We start from the raw sequence: 19,301 nt of genomic DNA on the forward strand, positions 1-19,301 counted from the left end.
GCCCGGTTTTCAGGGGCCGGGCGGCGGCGGGGCTTCCTGCGGCGCCTGGTCCTTCTCCTGCTGCGCCTGGGCCTCCTGCCGCTCCTTGGCCATCTGCTCGACCAGCTGCTGGCGGCCCTGCTTGGCCACGGCAATGAGCTGGGCCTGGTCCTTGTGGTGGGGGTACATGCGCTCGATCAGCTCCAGGTTGTGCTCCCGAAAGCGCGTGGTGGTGCGCTGGGCCTCGGCAGGGCTGTGGCCGGCGAGTTCCAGCACGGTGCGCGCCGAGACCAGGCTGGACTCGAAGACTTCGCGCTCGACATGGTGTACGCCCAGGTCGCGCAACTGGTACCAGTGGGCCATGTCGCGCGCGCGGGCCACGATCTCCAGGTGCGGAAAGCGCTTGCGCACGCGGGCAGCGATCTTCAGTGATTGCTCGGAAGAGTCCACCGCAATGACCAGCACCCGCGCCTTGTCCGCGCCGGCAATGCGCAGCAGGTCCATGCGCGTGGCATCGCCGAAGAACACGCGGTAGCCGAAGGTGTGGGCCACTTCCAGCATCTCCACGCTGTGGTCGAGGATGGTGGCCGGCACGCCCTGGGTCAGCAGCACGCGTGCCACGATCTGGCCGTAGCGGCCAAAGCCCGCAATGATGATTTGCGCGTCCTGCGGCTCCGATATTTCATGGGGCCTGGCAGTCTGGCCCGCGCCGTCGACCTGGCAATCCTTCATGTCGGCAAAGCGCTTGAGCAGCAGCTTGTCCATCAGCACCAGCACCAGCGGGCCGATCAGCATGGACAGGGCCACGGCGGCCACCAGCATGGACGAGATGCTGTGGTGGAACACCTTGTACTGCGCCGCCGTCTGGAACACCACGAAGGCGAACTCCCCGCCCTGGGCCAGCAGCAGGGCGAACACCGGGCGCTCGCGCCAGGGCAGCTTCAGCACGCGGGCCAGGGTGTAGAGCACGGCGCCCTTGAGCGCCAGAAAGCCCAGCACCATGGCCGCCATGGCCCAGGGCGCGCGCAGCAGCACGCCGAAGTCGATGCTCATGCCCACGGCCATGAAGAACAGGCCCAGCAGCAGGCCCTTGAAGGGCTCGATGTTGGTCTCCAGCTCGCTGCGGTACTCGCTGTCGGCCAGCAGCACGCCGGCCAGGAAGGCGCCCAGCGCCATGGACAGGCCCACCTGCACCATCAGCATGGCAATGCCCACCACCAGCAGCAGCGAGGTGGCCGTGAAGATCTCGGGCGTGCGGCTGCGCGCGATCCAGCGCAGCAGGGGGCGCAGCAGCAGGCGGCCGCCCACCACCACGGCGGCGATGGTGCCCACGGTCTTGAGCACCTGCAGCCACAGGTGGCTGTCGGTGTGCGTGGCATTGGCGGCCTTGACCGCGCCCAGGATGGGGATCAGCGCCAGGATGGGAATGGCGGCCACGTCCTGGAACAGCAGGATGGAAAAGCCGGCCTGGCCGCTGGGCGTGCGCATGAGGTTGCGCTCGGCCATGACCTGCAGGCAGATGGCCGTGGACGACAGGGCCAGGCCCATGCCCGCGATCAGGCTCACGCGCCAGGAAAAGCCGAAGGCCCAGGCCGCCAGGAACAGCACGCCCGTGCAGGCCAGCATCTGCGCCAGCCCCCATCCCAGGATGGGCCGGCGCAGCTCCCACAGGCGGCTGGGCTGCAGCTCCAGCCCGATCACGAAGAGCATCAGCACCACGCCGAACTCGGCAAAGTGAAGAATGTCATCCACATTGCTGACAAGCGACAGTCCCCAGGGGCCCATGGCAATGCCGGCACCCAGGTAGCCAATGATGGCGCCCAGGCCCAGGGCACGCGCAATGGGCACGGCCAGCACGGCGGCGGTGAGATAGAGAAAGCCGTAGGTCAGCCAGATGGGGGCGCTGTGTTCCATGGGAGCTCGGGATCTTGGAGTTGGTGTTTACCCTGGGGCAATTGATTGTGTCACTCTCACAGCCGGGTCAGCTTCCTGACAGGGTTGAAAATGCCCCCCACGCTCCCCTTGCTGCGCAAGGTCCGCTGCCCCTGGCCGGGCGCCCCCCGAGGGGGCCGTTTTCATCTTGGGGCGGCCCGGCGATGAAAAATGCCACCGAATGCTTCACCGCCCCATCCGGCTTTGCTGCGGCAGTGCGCCACATCGGCTGCACGGTTTTAAGATGCCGGCCTGCTCCGTATTTTTAAGGTGTTTGGCATGGATTGGCACACTTGGATCGCTTACTTTGTGGCCTGCTGGATCATTGCGGTCTCCCCGGGCTCGGGCGCCGTGCTGTCCATGAGCCATGGACTGTCGTATGGCGTGCGCAAGAGCAGCGCCACCATCTTCGGGCTGCAGCTGGGGCTGCTGACCATCTTGCTGATCGCCGGTGCGGGCGTGGGCTCGCTGCTGCTGGCCTCCGAATGGGCGTTCAACGCCGTGAAGATCGTCGGCGCCTGCTATCTGATCTACCTGGGCATCAGCCAATGGCGCTCGGGTGCCGCACCCCTGGCCACCCAGGAATCCATGCCCGAGCTCAGTGTGCGCCGCCGCGTGCTCACGGGCTTCCTGACCAACGCCACCAATCCCAAGGGCATCATCTTCATGGTGGCCGTGCTGCCCCAGTTCATGACCACCAGCCGCCCGCTGTGGCTGCAGTTGCTGATCCTGGCCGCCACCATGCTGGCCGTGGACACCATGGTCATGCACGGCTATGCGGCCAGCGCCAGCGCCCTGCGCGGCTTCATGCGCAGCGCGCGTGCGGTGCGCAGCCAGAACCGGGTCTTCGGCGCACTGCTGATGGCCGTGGGCACAGGCCTGTTCTTTGTTCAGCGCGCGTCCAGGTGACATCCACCCTGGACTAACCCTAGCCTGTCGCGCGCCCGACATGGAGCGCGCGGCACCGGCCCCTACCATTTGGGGCATGAAAACCTTCCATTCCTATTCCGAAGTGCGTGCCTGCGTGGGGCAGGAAGTCGCCGTCAGCGACTGGATCACCATCACCCAGCAGCAGGTGCAGCTGTTCGCCGATGCCACGGGCGACCAGCAATGGATCCATGTGGACCCCGAGCGCGCGTCCAAGGGCCCCTTCGGCGCGCCGATTGCGCACGGCTTTCTGACGCTGTCGCTGATCCCCCAGTTTTTCCAGAACTGCTTTCACATCGAAGGCGCGCAAATGGGCGTGAACTACGGCCTCAACCGCGTGCGCTTCACCTCTCCCGTGCCCGTGGGCAGCCGCCTGCGTGCGCGCCTGACGCTGCAGGCCGCCGAGCCCATCGAGCCCGGTGGCCTGCAGATGACCTGGCTGGTGACCGTGGAGCGCGAAGGCGCCGACAAGCCCGCCTGCGTGGCCGAGTCCGTGGCCCGCAACTACGGCGCCAAGGCCTGAATCAAAACTGACCCCCACGCTACCCTTGCTACGCAAGGTCCGCTGCCCCCCAAGGGGGCGCTTTTCATCTTGGGGCGGCCCGGCGATGAAAAAAGCCCGCAGGGGGCACCTGCGGGCTGGCTGCGTGGTGGCAGCGGTTGCGGGGGGCTGAGGCTCAGGCACCGAAGTTCAGCTGGCCCGAACGCTCGGCGGCGGCGGCTTCGCGGCGCACTTCATCGCGGCTCACGGTGGCGGTGGCAGTGTTCTGGATGGGCAGGTAGCCTTCTGCGACGGAGGGCATGGTGCCATTGGCCTGGGCGGCCTTGAGGTCGGCCATGACCTGGGCACGTGTCAGCGTGCTTTGGGTCTTCACTTCGGGCGGGTAGCTGCTGTTGTCGGCATAGTCGAAGCCGGCAGCCTGGGCGGCGATGGCGGAGATGGAGAGGGCGGCCAGGACGGCAAAACGGCGGGTGTTCTTCATGATTCAAGTCCTTTGTTTTGTTTCTGGGACAGGGCGTTCTTCGCGGAAATCGCTTGGTAACGTAGAGCCCATGACTCAAATGTAGGACGGCTTGGAATCGGGAAAAACCCTTGGATTGGCAATGCGCTTTTTCAGCTGTTGAAACAATCGGCCGGGAACTTTCCGCCCGATCCGACCGATCGCTCAGGCCGCGCCGGCTGCTCTCTCGGCCAGGGCAGCGCCTACGAATTGCTGCTGGCGCCAGGCTTCGAACACGGTCACGGCCACGGCATTGGACAGGTTCAGGCTGCGCTGCTGCGGCAGCATGGGCAGGCGCAGGCGCTGCTGCGGCGGGAACTGCTCGCGCACCTCGGCGGGCAGGCCCTTGCTTTCGGAACCGAACACCAGCCAGTCGCCGGGCTGGAAACCGATGGCGTGGGCGGGGCTGCTGCTGTGCGTGGTCATGGCGAACATGCGCTGGCGGTCCGGCTGGCAGTCCTGCAGGAAGGCCTGCCAGTCGGCATGGCGGCGCACGGGCGCGTACTCGTGGTAGTCGAGGCCGGCGCGGCGCATCAGGCGGTCTTCCATGGAAAAGCCCAGCGGCTCGATCAGGTGCAGGCTGCAGCCGGTGTTGGCGGCCAGACGGATCACATTGCCGGTATTGGGCGGGATCTCCGGCGCGACGAGAACGATATGGAACATGGCCCGTATTGTCTCGCGGCGGCCTATGCCCCCGGGCTCCGAACCCCCACGATCAGGGCGTGCGCGCCAGCACCAGGGCGCTGACCTCGGCCGCGCCTGCACGCCGCAGGCAGGTGGCCAGCGCATGCAGGCTGGCACCTGTGGTCATCACATCGTCGATCAGCAGGACCCTGCGGCCGCGCACATGGGGCAGTTGCGCCGGCGGCACCGCGAAGACCCCGCGCAGCTGGCGCAGGCGCAGGGCGCGCGGCAGGTCATGCTGGGCCTGTGCCGTGTGGGCGCGCTGCACGGCCTGGTGCCGCAGCTTGCCGCGGGTGGATGGGCCGGACAGCGCACGGGCCAGCACCAGGGCCTGGTGAAAGCCGCGTTCGCGCAGGCGCTGGGCAGACAGGGGCATGGGCAGCAGCAGATCGCATTGCTCCAGCTGCTCGCGCGCCCCGTGCTGCTCCAGCAGCAGGGCGGCCAGGCTGCGTGCCAGGCCGGTGTCTCCCCGGAATTTGAAGTCGCCGATCACCGTGTGCCAGGGATAGGCGTAGTCCAGCGCGGCAAGGCAGTGCGTCAGTGGCGGAGGCTTGACCAAGCAGGCGCCGCAGACCTGCTGGCCGCCGCTGGCGCCGTGCCCCGCTGGCAGCGGCATGGCACAAAGCCCGCAGCGCAGCAGCGGCCTGGCCCAGCGCAAGCGGCAGTCCTGGCACAGGCGCTGCGCCGGCCAGCGGCGGCAGACGGCGCACTGGCTGGGCAGGCCGGCATGCCAGTGCGAAAGCCATGACGCAGGCAGGTTGGGCATGGAGTCAATATACTCGCGCCGCGTCCGCCACCCCTTTGCTCCGGGGCCGGGCGCCTGTCTTTCGAGGAGCCCGGATTCCCCGCCCAGCCATGTCCCACGAATTGCCCCCCACCATCGATCCGGCCGCCGCATTGCGCTGGCAGCAGGCCGCGCCTGCGGCCTCGCCGTGGCTGCATGAGGAGGTGGCGCGCCGCATGCAGGAGCGGCTGGACTGGATCGTCAAGCCGCCCCAGCGCTGGTGCCACTGGCAGCCCGTGCGCGGCGGCCTGCAGGCCCATGCGCTGCTGCGCCAGCGCTATGCGCAGTCCGAATGCCTGGTCTATGAAGCCTCGCCGCTGCATGAGGCCGCAGCCCGCGAGCAGCTGGGCGCGCGCTGGTGGCAGCCCGCGCGCTGGACCGGGGGCGCCACGCGCTTCGGCGAACCCGAGCCTGCCGGCGTGGACATGCTGTGGGCCAACATGGCCCTGCACCAGCAGGCCGACCCGCAGGCGCTGATCACGCGCTGGCACCAGGCGCTGTCCGTGGACGGCTATGTGATGTTCTCCTGCCTGGGGCCCGATACGTTGCGCGAGCTGCACGCCATCTACGCCCAGCTCGGCTGGCCGCCCGCCGGCCAGGCCTTCACCGACATGCATGACTGGGGCGACATGCTGGTGCACGCAGGCTTCAGCGAGCCGGTGATGGACATGGAGCACATCACGCTGACCTTTGCCACGCCCGAGCGGCTGCTGCAGGAGCTGCGCGAGCTGGGCCGCAACTTCCATCCGCAGCGCTTTGCCGCCCTGCGCGGCCGCCGCTGGCAGCAGCGCCTGCACGATGCCCTGCGCGAGCGCCTGGCCGGCCCCGACGGGCAGCTGGCGCTGACCTTCGAGATCGTCTACGGCCACGCCTACAAGCCGCAGCCGCGCGTGCGCCTGGAGTCCAGCAGCGCCGTATCGCTGGAGGACATGCGCAGCATGCTGCGCCAGCCGCGCAACACGGGTTTGCGATAGCCCCAATGTCGCTTTCCGGTCATTGATCGAAAACAAAAACGTCTACACTTTTCCCGAGCTGACAGAGACAACAGCTTTTCCCTGGGCTCGCTTTCCCGGGCCGGGAAAAGACCAGCGGTCCGCAGGCCGAAAGGGGAGACGATTTGGTGTTTCGTTTTGCCACGGGAACGAGAACGGGCCGACCCATCCAGGAGCGGCCTGCCCACGAGTTTGATCATCACCGGCTGCAGCAGTGCCTGTTCCTCTGGGAGCGGGCACTGGTCTTTCTGTCCCTGCTGTCCCCTCTTCTGTGCCGCATGCCGGGCCGCATGCGCCCCCTTTTCCAATCCGCTCCCGGCCCCCATGGCACACATGCCCTGAATGGCCGGCGTGCGCGCATTCTTCCGTCCACCTTGCTGCTGTCCTCCGAATTCATGCGCCTGCAGGCGCAGGCGGGGATGGCTGTACGCCCGAATCCTGGTCCCACGTCCGAGCTGCCGTTGATGCCGGCTGGCACGCTATTGGTGATTGCGCGCAGGCACATCTGCGGCGCTTTCATGCATGCTCGGACAGTTGAGGCCGGGAGTTGCCCTTTGGGCAGGCGTTGAACGGTCTGGCTGCGCGGCCCCCACGCCGGCGCAGCGGAGCGAGTGGATAACCCGAGGCTTAGATGTAAGTGAAAACTATGAAAAGCATTTCCACCAAGCTGGTTCTCTGGGGCTTGATGAGTGTGGCAGGGGGAGGCTCCCTTGCGCATGCGACGACAGATCTGCCAGGCGGCCCGGCCGTCAATCAGCTCAACCTTCATCCGGCGGTCACGCGCATCGCGCATGAGCAGCATTACCTGCACTGGATGATGCTGATCATCTGCACGGTGATCTTCATCGGCGTGTTCGCCGTGATGTTCTATTCGATCTGGAAGCACCGCAAATCGCGCGGCGCCAAGGCGGCGAACTTCCACGAATCGGCCACGGTCGAGGTGGTATGGACCATCGTGCCCTTCATCATCGTCGTGCTCATGGCGCTGCCGGCCACCAAGGTGCTGGTGGCGCAGAAGGACACCACCAATGCCGATGTCACCATCAAGGCCACGGGCTACCAGTGGAAATGGGGCTACGACTACATCAACGGCGAAGGCGAGGGCCTGAGCTTCATCTCCACGCTGGACAGCAGCCACCGCGCGCTGTCCGACAGCGGCGATGTCTCCAAGGCACCCAACGACTACCTGCTCAAGGTGGACAACCCGCTGGTCGTGCCCGTGGACCGCAAGGTGCGCATCATCACCACGGCCAATGACGTGATCCACTCCTTCATGGTGCCTTCCTTCGGCATCAAGCAGGATGCGATCCCGGGCTTTGTGCGCGACACCTGGTTCCGTGCCGAAAAGACCGGCGACTACTACGGCCAGTGTGCCGAGCTGTGCGGCAAGGAGCATGCCTACATGCCCATCCACGTGAAGGTGCTGTCGAGCGACGGCTACAAGGCCTGGGTGGACGAGCAAAAGAAGATCGCCGCCGCCAAGAAGGACGACCCCAGCAAGGTCTGGAGCCTGCCCGACCTGATGGCACGCGGCGAGAAGGTCTATGCCGCCAACTGCGCGGCCTGCCACCAGGCCAACGGCAAGGGCGCCGGTCCCATCAAGCCGCTGGACGGCAGCCCCATCGTCCTGGGTCCCACGGCCGAGATGATGCATGTGGTGCTGGAAGGCCGTGCCAACGGCGCCATGCCCGCCTGGAAACAGCTGAGCGATACCGAGCTGGCCGCCGTGGTCACCTTTGCCAAGAACCACTGGTCCAACAAGACCGGCCAGCTGGTGCAGCCGGCCGAGTTCGTGGCCGCCCGCACCGGCAAGTTTCCCGGCCAGTGAGCCCGCAAGACAGATGAGCGATTGGAGATAACAGCATGAGCGCCGTACTTCCCCCCATCCACAGCCCTGCGGGCGAGGGCCACGAACATGCGCATGAGCACGAGCATGGACACGGGCATGACGACCATCACCACCACGCCACGCCCACGGGCTGGCGCCGCTGGATGTTCGCCACCAACCACAAGGACATCGGCACGCTGTACCTGCTGTTCTCGTTCACCATGCTGATGGTGGGCGGGGTGCTGGCGCTGCTGATCCGCGCCGAGCTGTTCCAGCCCGGGCTGCAGATCGTCAACCCCGAGCTGTTCAACCAGCTGACCACCATGCACGGCCTGATCATGGTGTTCGGCGCCATCATGCCGGCCTTCGTGGGCTTTGCGAACTGGATGCTGCCGCTGCAGATCGGCGCCTCCGACATGGCCTTCGCGCGCATGAACAACTTCAGCTTCTGGCTGCTGATCCCGGCCGGCCTGATGCTGGTGGGCTCGTTCTTCATGCCCGGCGGCGCCCCCGCCGCAGGCTGGACGCTGTATGCGCCGCTGACGCTGCAGATGGGCCCGTCCATGGACACCTCCATCCTGGCCATGCACATCATGGGCGCCAGCTCCATCATGGGCGCCATCAACATCATCGTCACCGTGCTCAACATGCGCGCGCCCGGCATGACGCTGATGAAGATGCCCATGTTCGCCTGGACCTGGCTGATCACCGCCTACCTGCTGATCGCCGTCATGCCCGTGCTGGCCGGCGCCATCACCATGACGCTGACGGACCGCCATTTCGGCACCAGCTTCTTCAACCCCGCAGGCGGCGGCGACCCGGTGATGTACCAGCACATCTTCTGGTTCTTCGGCCACCCCGAGGTCTACATCATGATCTTGCCGGCCTTCGGCATCATCAGCCAGATCGTGCCGGCCTTCAGCCGCAAGAAGCTGTTCGGCTATGCCTCCATGGTGTATGCGACCTCGTCCATCGCCATCCTGTCCTTCATCGTGTGGGCGCACCACATGTTCACGACCGGCATGCCCGTCACGGGCCAGCTGTTCTTCATGTACGCCACTATGCTGATCTCGGTGCCCACGGCCGTGAAGATCTTCAACTGGGTGGCCACCATGTGGCGCGGCTCCATGACCTTCGAGACGCCCATGCTGTTCTCGGTGGGCTTCATCTTCGTGTTCACCATGGGCGGCTTCACGGGCCTGATCCTGTCGATGGCGCCCATCGACATCCAGCTGCAGGACACCTACTACGTGGTGGCCCACTTCCACTACGTGCTGGTGGCCGGATCGCTGTTCTCCATGTTCGCGGCCTACTACTACTGGGCCCCCAAGTGGACCGGCGTGATGTATTCGGAGACGCGCGGCCAGATCCACTTCTGGGGCTCGCTGATCTTCTTCAACGTCACCTTCTTCCCCATGCACTTCCTGGGCCTGGCCGGCATGCCGCGCCGCTATGCCGACTACCCCATGCAGTTCGCCGACTTCAACATGGTGGCCTCGCTGGGCGCGCTGGGCTTCGGCCTGATGCAGGTGTATTTCTTCCTCTTCGTCGTCGTGCCCGCCATGCGCGGCAAGGGCGAGAAAGCGCCGCAAAAGCCCTGGGAGGCCGCCGAAGGCCTGGAGTGGGAAGTGCCTTCGCCGGCGCCGTTCCATACCTTCGAGACGCCGCCCAAGCTCGATGCCACCGCCACCCGCATCATCGGTTGATGCAAGCCCCAAGGGAGATGCACATGGACGCACAGCAACGAAAAGCCAACCTGCGGCTGGCGCTGATCCTGGTATCGGTGGCGCTGGTCTTTCTGGCCGGCTTCGTGATCAAGATCACCGTGCTCCATTGAGGGCAGGCAACAGGAGGGACGTCCGTGAGCGTGCGCAGTGAAAACGCGAAGATGGTGGGCAAGCTGGCCGTGGTGGCGCTGGGCATGTTTGCCTTCGGCTACGTGCTGATTCCCATCTACAAGCACATCTGCGAGCTCACGGGCATCAACATCCTGTCGCTGTCCGAGCGCCAGGTGCCGGGCAACGGCACGGCCGGGCGCGATGTGAAGCTGCCCGCCAACTCGCAGGTGGACAAGAGCCGCACCATCACCGTGGAGTTCGACGCCAATGCGCGCGGGCCCTGGGACTTCAAGCCGGCGCAGCGCTCCATCCAGGTCCATCCGGGCGAGCTGGCCACGGTCATGTACGAGTTCCAGAATGTGCAGGACCGCCGCATGGCGGCCCAGGCGATACCGAGCTATGCGCCACGCCAGGCGGCCGCGCATTTCAACAAGCTGGAGTGCTTTTGCTTTTCGCAGTACACGCTGGAGCCCGGGGAAAAGCGCGAATGGCCGGTGGCCTTCGTGATCGATCCGCGCATCTCCAAGGATGTGACCACGATCACGCTGTCCTATACCTTCTTCGAGGTGGGTGGCAGGACGCCGGCCGCACCCACAGGCGAGGCGCCGGTGGCGGCAGGGCCGAAGCAGGAGCCCGCCTCATGAATGCGCCGCAGCCACGGGAGCCGCGCCGCCCGCCCAGCGTGTGGCGCACGGTGCGCGCCGTGGCCTGGTCGCTCTTCGGCGTGCGCAGGGGAAGCGAGTACCAGCAGGACGGGGAGCGCATCACGCCGCTGCATGTGATTGCGGTGGGGCTGGCGGCCATCTTCGTGCTGGTGCTGGGATTGATCGCGCTGGTCAAGCTCGTGGTCTGAGCGGCGCGGCCATCGGGGACAGAGAGTGATAGACGGGAAACCGAGAACCAAGAATTTCAGGAGCTGAGCAATGAGTGCAACCACCCACGGCAAAACGCCTTACTACTACGTGCCGGCCGAGTCCAGCCACCCCGTCATGGCGGCGGCGGGGCTGTTCTTCGTGATCCTGGGCGCGGGCAACTGGATCAATGGGCATGAATGGGGCATGTACAGCCTGGGCCTTGGCCTGGTCTGGTGGCTGGCCGTGCTCTTTTTCTGGTTCCGGGAAGCCGCGCACGAGAGCGAGTCGGGCAAGTACGGGCGCAAGATCGACCTGTCCTTCCGCTGGAGCATGAGCTGGTTCATCTTCTCCGAGGTGATGTTCTTCGGCGCCTTCTTCACCGCCCTGTGGTGGGCGCGCTCGCATTCGGTGCCCGCGCTGGGCAGCCTGGACAACGCTTTGCTCTGGCCCGACTTCAAGGCCGTCTGGCCCAGCATGGCGGCCGGTGCCACGGCCTCGCCGGCCAACAGCGTCGAGCCCTTCCAGACCGTGGGTCCGTTCTGGCTGCCCACCATCAACACGGCGCTGCTGCTGACCTCGGGCGTGACGCTGACCATCGCACACCATGCGCTGCAGGCCGGCCACCGCGCCCGCACCATCGCCTTCATGTGGATGACGGTGGTCCTGGGCTTCGTCTTCCTGTGCGTGCAGGGCTACGAGTACTACCACCTGTACACCGAGCTGAACCTCAAGCTGTCCTCGGGCGTGTTCGGCTCGACTTTCTTCCTTCTCACGGGATTCCACGGCTTCCACGTCTTCGTGGGCATGCTGATGCTGTTCTTCATCACCATGCGCCTGCATGCCGGGCACTTCACGTCCGAGCGGCATTTCGGCTTCGAGGGCGCGGCCTGGTACTGGCACTTCGTGGACGTGGTCTGGCTGTTCCTCTACGTTCTTGTGTACTGGATGTGAGGGTCTGCCCGCCCCATGCAAAAAGAAGCGCCTGGGCGCTTCTTTTTGTTTGCGGGGGCAGGGGGCTTGTCTATTGCCCGGCGGTCCAGCCGGTGGGATGGATGTAGCCCAGCTTGGCCGCCAGCAGCACGCACAGGAACAGCGTGATGGACAGGCCCACGCGCAGCGCCAGTGCGCGGAACATGGCGCGGCTGCGGCGCCTGTCGTCGCCCGCACCCTCCTGGTCTTCGGGATTGCGGCGCATCATGAAGAACAAGGCGCTGCCCAGACTGGCGACAATGGCCAGCAGGGCGAGAACGATCACGAATTTCATGGGTGGATTATCCGGTGCGTGTTTCCAGAATGCCAGACCGCTGGCGGTTTGTACTGATCACCTTGGCCGCGCTGATCGGCGTGGCCATCACACTGTCCCTGGGCCGCTGGCAACTGCAGCGCGCGGCCTACAAGCAGCAATTGTTCGATGCCGTGCAGCGCCAGCAGGGCCTGCCGCCGTTGGACAACGCGCAGCTGGCGCCCATGCAGCCCGGTGCTGCCCTGAACACCGAGGCGGCGCCCTGGCTGCACCGGCCCGTGCGACTGCAGGGCCACTGGATTGCCGGGCAATCGCTGTACCTGGACAACCGCCAGATGCAGGGCCAGCCGGGCTTCTTTGTGCTCACGCCGCTGCGGCTGGCCGCGCCGCATGAGGATGTGGTGATTGCCGTGCAGCGCGGCTGGGTGCCGCGCAACTTCCTGGACCGCACGGCCTTGCCCGAGGTGCAGACGCCCGAAGGCCTGGTGACCGTTGAGGGGCGCATGGAGGCCGCGCCGTCCCGGCTCTACGAATTCGGCCGTGCAGGGGCAGACCCTGATGGGCAAAAGTCGCGCATCCGACAGAATGTGGACATTGCCGAATGGGCCGTGGCCTCCGGGCTGCCGCTGCGCGAATGGAGCCTGCTGCAGACCGGCGAAGCCAGCGAAGGCCTGCGGCGCGACTGGCCCGTTGTGACGGCCGGTGTCGAGAAACACCATGGCTATGCGTTCCAATGGTTTGGACTTGCGGCCCTGATCACGCTTTTGTATGTCTGGTTCCAAATCGTCCGACGCTTTGTCCGCCCGCGCCATGCCCGCTCCTGAGACTCCCCTGGAGATGACCGTCCATGGCCTGCCACCCTTGCAGCCGGGCCTTGCCGGCGCGCAGCGCACGCGCAGCGGCCGCTGGAAGATGCTGGCCGTGTTCGCGGTCTGTGCCGCGCCCGTGGTGGCCTCCTATTTCACCTACTACGTGCTGCGGCCTGGCCAGCAGCGCAGCTTTGGCGAGCTGATCGCGGCCCAGCCGGCCCTGCCTTCGGCCACGGCCACCACGCTGGACGGCACGCCGCTGCCGCTGCAGTCGCTCAAGGGCCAGTGGCTGCTGCTCAGCGTGGCGGGCGGTGCCTGCGGCAGCGCCTGCGAAAGCCATCTCTATCTGCAGCGCCAGCTGCGCGAGACACTGGGCCGCGAAAAGGACCGGCTGGACCGGGTCTGGCTCATCTCCGACGACGCACCCGTGCCCGCGTACCTGCGCCCCGCGCTGGCCCAGGCCACGGTGCTGCGCGTGCCTGAGGCCGTGCTGCGCGGCTGGCTGCAGCCCGCGCCCGGCCATGCGCTGCAGGACCACCTGTACGTGGTGGACCCGCAGGGCCACTGGATGATGCGCATGCCCGCAGGCCTGGGCATGGCCGATGCCGGCAAGGCCAAGCGCGACCTGGACCGGCTGCTGCGTGCATCGGCTTCCTGGGACACGGCAGGGCGTCCGGGCGACGGCGAGTAAGGCTGGCCAGTAGGTCTTGGTAGGTCCTGGCAGGCCCCGGTAGGCCGGCAGGCAGGCCCCGCGGCGCCGGGGTCTTGCGGTTATGGGTTATGGTTTGCGGCTGTGCGAAAGCGCCTTCAGCGGACGCTTTCGCCTTTTCCCTTTCCAGCCCGGGCCGGCGCGCAGCCTTTGCGGCCACGCAGCCTGCGGCAACTACCTTGTTGAGGAAGCATGAACAAACGGACAGCGCTGCGCGTTCTGGGCTTGACTGCCATGGCATGGGGCGCCCTGGCGCTGAGCGGATGCTCGCGCGAGGCAAAGACCAGTTTCCAGGGTGTCGATGTCACGGGCGCCGAGTACGCCAAGGACATTCCCCTGCGCGATGTGGACGGCAAGCAGCGCAGCATCAAGGACTTTGCGGGCAAGGTCGTCGTGGTCTTCTTCGGCTACACGCAATGCCCCGATGTCTGCCCCACCACCCTGCAGGAGCTGGTCGAGGTCAAGCAGCAACTGGGCGCCGATGGCGACAGGCTGCAGGGCGTCTTCGTCACCCTGGATCCCGAGCGCGACACGCCCGAGGTGCTCAAGGCCTACCTGGGCAATTTCGACCCCGGCTTCGTCGGCCTGCACGGCACGCCGGACGAGACGGCGGCCGTGGCCAAGGACTTCAAGCTCTTCTACAAGAAAGTGCCCGGCAAGACCGAAGGCACCTACACGCTGGACCATTCGGCCGGCAGCTATGTCTATGACACGGCCGGCCGCCTGCGCGTGTATGAGCGATACGGCGGCGGCCCGCAGGTGCTGGGCGCCGACGTCAAGGCCCTGCTGCAGGAAAAGCGTTCCTGATCCTGCGCGCGCCGCAGCCAATGTGACCCCCGTCACATTGACTGCGTTTAGGTGCGCTGCAGCACACCATCCCTGATGTGCATCGCCTCAGGACTGCTTAGAGTGGGCCCCGCCTGGGGGTGTCATGCCGACGCCCCGCCCATCTCCGAGAGACCTGATCCATGCGGCGAAACGTGTACGTCACCCAGCGTGAGTACCCTCTGAGCGAAGGAGAGACGCTTCTTTCCGTCACCGACCTGAAGGGGCGCATCGTCTATGCCAACGATGCCTTCATCCGCGTCAGCGGCTTCGAGGCCGCCGAGCTCTACGGCAAGGCCCACAGCATCGTGCGCCATCCCGACATGCCGGCCGCCGCCTTTGCCGACATGTGGTCCACCATCCAGCGCGGGCTGCCCTGGAGCGCCCTGGTCAAGAACCGGCGCAAGAACGGCGACCACTACTGGGTGCGCGCCAACGCCAGTCCCATACGCCATGCGGGCGCCGTGGTCGGCTACCTGTCCGTGCGCACCCGGCCCGAGCCGCGCGAGGTGCAGCAGCATGCGGCGCTCTATGAACAGATCAATGCCGGCGTGCGCTCGCTTGGCCTGCACCGGGGCTTTCCCGTGGGGCGCGGCGCCGTGGGCGCGCTGCAGCGGTGGTGGCGCTTTCGGCCACTGGCCTGGCGCGTGCAGGCCGTGGTGGCCGGCCTGTGGCTGCTGGGGTCGGCCGGACTGTGGTCACCCGCGCTGCAGGCATCGGCCGTGCCGCTGGCCCAGGTCTGGCCGGCCTGGCTGATCTGGAGCCTGGCCTGCGCGGCGTCCGGGCAGTGGCTGCGCCGCCGGCTGCTCATGCCCCTGGCGGCGCTGCGCGGCCAGGCACAGGCCGTGGCCAGCGGGCAGCAGACCGATGCACGGTTCCTGCAGCGCACGGACGAGATCGGTGCCATCGGCAGCGCCGTGCGGCAGACCGGGCTCAACCTGGTCTCCCTGGTCGGCGACATCCAGGGCAAGAGCGACCAGGTGCGCCGCTGCGCGCTGGCCGTGCAGCAGGGCAGCACCGAACTGAGCGACCGCACCGAAGCCGCGGCCGCCAGCCTGGAGCAATCGGCCCAGGCCATGCAGGCCCTGGCCAGCGCCATCGAGCGCAGCAGCGCCCAGGCCGGCGAGGCCGCCGCCCGCGCGCGGCACGGCGTGGACATGGCAGGGCAGAGCAGCCGCATGGTCGTGCAACTGGACCAGGGCATGCGCGGCGTGGCCCAGACCAGCGACCAGGTGGGGCAGATCAGCTCGCTCATCGACGGCATCGCCTTCCAGACCAACCTGCTGGCGCTCAACGCCGCCGTGGAGGCGGCACGCGCGGGGGACCACGGCAAGGGCTTTGCCGTGGTGGCCGACGAGGTGCGGGGCCTGTCCCAGCGCAGCGCCCACGCCGCGCGCCAGATCAAGGCGTTGATCGAGGCATCGCAGCAGCAGGTGGCGCAAAGCTGCGCCATGGCGCGTGAAGTGGGCGAGGCCATGCTGGCCGTGCAGGCCGATATGCGCGAGCAACTGGTGCTGGCCGAAGGCATGCAGGCCGCCAGCCAGGCCCAGGCCGGCGGCGTGCAGCAGGTGCAGGCCGCCGTGCAGCAGCTCGAACAGATGACCCAGCACAATGCCGCCCTGGCGCGCGACACCATCGGGCACGCACAGCTGCTGGCCGGACAGGCGCAGGCGCTGGAGGCGGCGGCATCGGTCTTTCACGGCAACGGGGCGTCCGCATGATGGCGCCGGGCTGGGGCATGGTTGCCTGTGATCCCGCCGCACCGGGCGAGGCGCTGGACGAAGACCTCAAGCGCGTGGCCATGGAGGCCGCGCCCGACGGTATCCTGCTTGTGGACCGCAGCGGCCGCATCCTGCTGGCCAATCCCGCCATGCAGGCCATGAGCGGCTATGGCGCCGCTGAATTGTTGGGCCACTCGCTGCACATGCTGCTGCCGGCCGAGGCGCAGGCGGCCCACGGGCCGCAACTGCAGTCCTACTTCGCCCAGCCCGCGCGCCGGCCCATGGGCCAGGGGCGGGACCTGTGGCTGCTGCGCAAGGACGGCAAGCGCCTGTCGGTGGACATCGCCCTGGGCCACTCGCCGCACGGCAGCGGCGTGGCCGTGGCCTTTGTGCGCGACCTGTCGCAGCTGCGCCAGATGGAAGCCTGCATGCACTACCACGCCACCCACGACACGCTGACGGGCCTGCTCAACCGCTGGCAGTTCGGGCTGCAGGTGGAACAGGCGATCTCGCAGGCGCGGGCGCAGTCTGAATCGGGCGCCGGCCCCGCGTCCTTTGCGCTGCTGCTGCTCGACCTCGACAACTTCAAGGCCATCAACGACGGTTACGGCCACGACGTGGGCGACCAGGTCCTCAAGGAGGTGGCGCGCCGCCTGCAGGTCGCGCTGGGCGGCTCGGCCACGCTGGCGCGCATGGGCGGTGACGAGTTCACCGCCCTGCTGCAGCCCTGCAACGAGACCGATCTGCGCCAGCGCATCGACGCGCTGCTGCACGAGCTGTGCCGGCCCTGCACCATAGGCCACTACGCGCTGAACTTCGGTGCCAGCGTGGGCGCAGCCTTCTATCCGCAGGACGCGGGCGATGCGGCCACCCTCATGCGCTATGCCGACATGGCCATGTACGACGCCAAGCAGCGCAGCCGCTCCTCCTATGCGCGCTATGCCAGCGCCATGGGCGAGGCCATGGCCGAGAAAGTGCTGCTGCACGAACGCCTCAAGCGTGCCCTGGACCGGGGTCTGCTGAGCCTGCACTTCCAGCCCCAGGTGCAGGTGCTGGGCGGCCAGGTCCAGGGCGTGGAAGCCCTGCTGCGCTGGAACGACGAGCAGATGGGCTGGGTCTCGCCCGAACGCTTCGTGCCCGTGGCCGAATCCACGGGCCTGATCCTGGCCCTGGGGGAATGGGTGATCGATGCTGCCTGCCGGCAGGCCGGCGACTGGCTGCGCGCAGGCATGCCGCTGCGCGTGGCGGTCAACCTCTCGGCCCAGCAACTGCGCCAGGCCGACCTGCAGCAGCGCCTCATGGCCAGCCTGGCCCGGCATGGCGTGCCGCCGCACCTGCTGGAGCTGGAAGTCACCGAGTCCGCCGCCATGACCGACCCGCTGCAGGCGCGCGAGCTGCTGGGCAGCCTGCTGGCGGCCGGCGTCTGCGTGGTGCTGGACGACTTCGGCACCGGCTACTCCTCGCTGGCCCACCTGCGCGATCTGCCCGTCTCGCGCGTGAAGATAGACCGCACCTTCATCGGCCCCATGCTCGACAGCCCGGCCGACGCCAAGATCGTCAAGGCCGTGATCGCGCTGGCCCGCACCCTGGGCCTGCAGGTGGTTGCCGAAGGCGTGGAAACCGCCGAGCAGCTGCGCCTGCTGCGCATCCTGGACTGCGACGCCTACCAGGGCTGGCTCTTCGCCCGCGCCATGCCGGCAGAGCAGATTCCGCCTCTGTTGCAAAGGCCTGCAGAGGCGGTGTTGGTGCAGTAAGCGGGTGGTCCGAGTGTCAGGCTGCTGGCTGCTGCGATGCGGCAGGAGCGATGGTGAGCCTGAAGCCCATGGCCTGAATCACCTTGAACAGCGTCTCGGAACTGGGCGCCCGTTCGCCAGACAGGCTTTTGTAGAGGCTTTCCCGAGAAAGTCCGGTGTCGCGAGCGAGCTGAGTCATGCCGCGCGCGCGTGCTATGTCGCCCAGCGCCGCAGCCAGTTCGGCCGGATCGTTGTCTTCCAGCGCCTGGCGCAGGTACTCCACGATTTCCTCTTCGGTGCCGAGGTAGTTGGCCATGTCGAATGGCCGCATCTTGATGTTGCTCATAGCTTGATCTCCCTGGCCATCGCCCTGGCCGCAGCAATGTCCTGCGCCTGGCTGGACTTGTCTCCGCCGCCAAGCATCACGATCAGAACATGATCGCGTTGGATGTAGTACATGCGCCAACCTGGCCCGAAAAACTCGCGCATCTCCCATAGGCCCTCGCCAACGGATTTCACGTCTCCCAGGTTTCCGCGCATGGCTTTGCCCAGGCGACGACGCAGGCGGATACGAGTTGGCATGTCACGAATGCTGTCTACCCAATCAGCAAACGCCTCGGTTTCGATGACGCTGTACATGGTTGGATTGTAGCCAGTTGGCTACAAAAGAAGCCTGGTATGGGTGTTCAGCCTCCCATGCTCTGGTACTCCAAATCCCTCACCCCACCCCCACTGATCCTCGACAACACCGCAGGCTGCAGCACGCAGTGCCATCGGTCGGGCCGCTCCAGCGCGCCCAGTTGCACCAGGCGCACAAGGCTGCGCGCGATGGTTTCGCGCGTGGTGGCCAGCAGGGCGGCCAATGCGCCCTGGCTGGGCAGGCGCACGAGCAGGCTTGACTGCAGAGCTGCCAGTTGCATCAGGGTTGCGGCCAGCTGGCGCAGCACGCCGGGGATGCGGACGATGTGGGCCCATTCCGCCAGCAGGGCGTTGTTGCGGGTGTAGCTGGCGGCCAGCGCGCGCACGAAGGCGGCATCGACCAGGCCGCGGCGCGTGATGGTGGCGATGTCCACGCAGCAGATGCGCCCCGGGCCCAGTGCCTCGAAGTGCATGGCCGAGGGCTGCTGCAGCCAACCCGGGCTGCCCAGCGCGTGGCCGTTGCCGAACAGCGCCACGGGCCGCTGCACGCCGTCGCCGCCACGGCGGATGGCCAGGACGAAGCCGATCTTGATCACCTGGAATTCATGGGCGACGCTGCCCTGCGCCTGGAGCTTCTGGCCCTTGGCCAGGCCGCGTTCGCGGATGTGCGGCAGCCATTGCTGGAATGCGGGCGCGGGCAATTGGCCCAGCAGGCAATGGGACGAACGCATGCATTCGCTGCAGCGAACCGCTGAAGGCGTGGAGGACGACGATGGCATGGGGCACGCAGGCTAGGATGCGCC

Annotated in this window: 22 protein-coding genes; 14 read left to right on the forward strand and 8 right to left on the reverse strand. The window is 67.0% G+C overall.

What is annotated here, in order from left to right:
• Positions 1 to 9 precede the first annotated feature (9 nt).
• A complete protein-coding gene (gene kefC, locus INR38_RS11580; RefSeq protein WP_043824431.1) occupies positions 10 to 1,893 on the reverse strand; it encodes a glutathione-regulated potassium-efflux system protein KefC in 1,884 nt (627 codons plus the stop codon).
• A 297-nt stretch (positions 1,894 to 2,190) separates the two neighbouring features.
• Between kefC and INR38_RS11585 the strand changes: the two genes are divergently transcribed.
• Entirely contained in the window at positions 2,191 to 2,820 is a 630-nt protein-coding gene (locus INR38_RS11585) for a LysE family transporter (RefSeq protein WP_012203595.1), read from the forward strand.
• Between the two features lie 76 nt (positions 2,821 to 2,896).
• Complete coding sequence (locus INR38_RS11590) at positions 2,897 to 3,361, forward strand: MaoC family dehydratase (RefSeq protein ID WP_034390662.1); 465 nt, start codon at positions 2,897 to 2,899, stop codon at positions 3,359 to 3,361.
• Between the two features lie 154 nt (positions 3,362 to 3,515).
• Here the strand turns inward: INR38_RS11590 and INR38_RS11595 are convergent, their stop codons facing one another.
• The 3 genes from INR38_RS11595 to INR38_RS11605 all read right to left on the reverse strand — a co-directional run bounded on the left by INR38_RS11595 (position 3,516) and on the right by INR38_RS11605 (position 5,289).
• Entirely contained in the window at positions 3,516 to 3,821 is a 306-nt protein-coding gene (locus INR38_RS11595) for a DUF4148 domain-containing protein (RefSeq protein WP_013803990.1), read from the reverse strand.
• A gap of 183 nt (positions 3,822 to 4,004) precedes the next feature.
• Positions 4,005 to 4,502 carry a tRNA (uridine(34)/cytosine(34)/5-carboxymethylaminomethyluridine(34)-2'-O)-methyltransferase TrmL gene (trmL, locus tag INR38_RS11600; protein WP_207443606.1) on the reverse strand — a complete coding sequence of 166 codons (498 nt, stop codon included), beginning with the start codon at positions 4,500 to 4,502 and terminating at the stop codon, positions 4,005 to 4,007.
• Positions 4,503 to 4,554: 52 nt separating this feature from the next.
• On the reverse strand, positions 4,555 to 5,289 hold the full coding sequence (locus INR38_RS11605; RefSeq protein WP_207443605.1) for a phosphoribosyltransferase family protein: 735 nt from the start codon (positions 5,287 to 5,289) through the stop codon (positions 4,555 to 4,557).
• A gap of 89 nt (positions 5,290 to 5,378) precedes the next feature.
• Here INR38_RS11605 and INR38_RS11610 point away from each other — a divergent pair, with 89 nt between their 5' ends.
• The 7 genes from INR38_RS11610 (at position 5,379) to INR38_RS11635 (ending at position 11,770) form a co-directional block, all read left to right on the forward strand.
• Entirely contained in the window at positions 5,379 to 6,281 is a 903-nt protein-coding gene (locus tag INR38_RS11610; protein WP_012203600.1) for a hypothetical protein, read from the forward strand.
• 664 nt (positions 6,282 to 6,945) lie between these two features.
• Positions 6,946 to 8,127 (forward strand): cytochrome c oxidase subunit II, encoded by a 1,182-nt coding sequence (coxB, locus tag INR38_RS11615; RefSeq protein ID WP_013803986.1) that lies wholly within the window; start codon positions 6,946 to 6,948, stop codon positions 8,125 to 8,127.
• A gap of 35 nt (positions 8,128 to 8,162) precedes the next feature.
• Positions 8,163 to 9,833, forward strand: a complete 1,671-nt coding sequence (gene ctaD, locus INR38_RS11620; protein WP_012203603.1) for a cytochrome c oxidase subunit I — start codon at positions 8,163 to 8,165, stop codon at positions 9,831 to 9,833.
• 23 nt (positions 9,834 to 9,856) lie between these two features.
• Positions 9,857 to 9,964: a cytochrome oxidase small assembly protein gene (locus INR38_RS28700; RefSeq protein WP_012203604.1), complete on the forward strand. Its 108-nt coding sequence runs from the start codon at positions 9,857 to 9,859 to the stop codon at positions 9,962 to 9,964.
• A 24-nt stretch (positions 9,965 to 9,988) separates the two neighbouring features.
• Positions 9,989 to 10,609 (forward strand): cytochrome c oxidase assembly protein, encoded by a 621-nt coding sequence (locus INR38_RS11625; RefSeq protein ID WP_013803985.1) that lies wholly within the window; start codon positions 9,989 to 9,991, stop codon positions 10,607 to 10,609.
• On the forward strand, positions 10,606 to 10,818 hold the full coding sequence (locus tag INR38_RS11630) for a DUF2970 domain-containing protein (RefSeq protein ID WP_013803984.1): 213 nt from the start codon (positions 10,606 to 10,608) through the stop codon (positions 10,816 to 10,818). The genes INR38_RS11625 and INR38_RS11630 overlap by 4 nt, the downstream gene beginning before the upstream one ends.
• 70 nt (positions 10,819 to 10,888) lie before the next feature.
• A complete protein-coding gene (locus INR38_RS11635) occupies positions 10,889 to 11,770 on the forward strand; it encodes a cytochrome c oxidase subunit 3 (protein ID WP_012203607.1) in 882 nt (293 codons plus the stop codon).
• A 70-nt stretch (positions 11,771 to 11,840) separates the two neighbouring features.
• On the opposite strand, the gene INR38_RS11640 is transcribed toward INR38_RS11635, so the two are convergent.
• A complete protein-coding gene (locus INR38_RS11640) occupies positions 11,841 to 12,083 on the reverse strand; it encodes a twin transmembrane helix small protein (protein ID WP_012203608.1) in 243 nt (80 codons plus the stop codon).
• Between the two features lie 29 nt (positions 12,084 to 12,112).
• Here INR38_RS11640 and INR38_RS11645 point away from each other — a divergent pair, with 29 nt between their 5' ends.
• From INR38_RS11645 to INR38_RS11665, 5 genes are all read left to right on the forward strand, one after another.
• Entirely contained in the window at positions 12,113 to 12,886 is a 774-nt protein-coding gene (locus INR38_RS11645) for an SURF1 family protein (protein WP_012203609.1), read from the forward strand.
• Positions 12,873 to 13,562 carry a hypothetical protein gene (locus INR38_RS11650; protein WP_207443604.1) on the forward strand — a complete coding sequence of 230 codons (690 nt, stop codon included), beginning with the start codon at positions 12,873 to 12,875 and terminating at the stop codon, positions 13,560 to 13,562. The genes INR38_RS11645 and INR38_RS11650 overlap by 14 nt, the downstream gene beginning before the upstream one ends.
• A 210-nt stretch (positions 13,563 to 13,772) precedes the next feature.
• Positions 13,773 to 14,387: an SCO family protein gene (locus INR38_RS11655; protein WP_034390671.1), complete on the forward strand. Its 615-nt coding sequence runs from the start codon at positions 13,773 to 13,775 to the stop codon at positions 14,385 to 14,387.
• A gap of 161 nt (positions 14,388 to 14,548) precedes the next feature.
• On the forward strand, positions 14,549 to 16,126 hold the full coding sequence (locus tag INR38_RS11660) for a PAS domain-containing methyl-accepting chemotaxis protein (RefSeq protein ID WP_207443603.1): 1,578 nt from the start codon (positions 14,549 to 14,551) through the stop codon (positions 16,124 to 16,126).
• Positions 16,127 to 16,143: 17 nt separating this feature from the next.
• Positions 16,144 to 17,880: a GGDEF domain-containing phosphodiesterase gene (locus tag INR38_RS11665; RefSeq protein ID WP_242699042.1), complete on the forward strand. Its 1,737-nt coding sequence runs from the start codon at positions 16,144 to 16,146 to the stop codon at positions 17,878 to 17,880.
• A 16-nt stretch (positions 17,881 to 17,896) separates the two neighbouring features.
• Here the strand turns inward: INR38_RS11665 and INR38_RS11670 are convergent, their stop codons facing one another.
• From INR38_RS11670 to INR38_RS11680, 3 genes are read right to left on the reverse strand one after another with little or no spacing between them, the layout of a single operon-like run.
• Positions 17,897 to 18,205 (reverse strand): addiction module antidote protein, encoded by a 309-nt coding sequence (locus tag INR38_RS11670; RefSeq protein ID WP_063327131.1) that lies wholly within the window; start codon positions 18,203 to 18,205, stop codon positions 17,897 to 17,899.
• Positions 18,202 to 18,498: a type II toxin-antitoxin system RelE/ParE family toxin gene (locus INR38_RS11675; RefSeq protein WP_192367136.1), complete on the reverse strand. Its 297-nt coding sequence runs from the start codon at positions 18,496 to 18,498 to the stop codon at positions 18,202 to 18,204. The genes INR38_RS11670 and INR38_RS11675 overlap by 4 nt, the downstream gene beginning before the upstream one ends.
• A 47-nt stretch (positions 18,499 to 18,545) precedes the next feature.
• Positions 18,546 to 19,229, reverse strand: a complete 684-nt coding sequence (locus tag INR38_RS11680) for a Crp/Fnr family transcriptional regulator (protein WP_207443601.1) — start codon at positions 19,227 to 19,229, stop codon at positions 18,546 to 18,548.
• Positions 19,230 to 19,301 lie beyond the last annotated feature (72 nt).

It is taken from the genome of Delftia sp. SD018 (genome assembly GCF_017355445.1).
Classification (GTDB): Bacteria; Pseudomonadota; Gammaproteobacteria; order Burkholderiales; family Burkholderiaceae_C; genus Comamonas; species Comamonas acidovorans.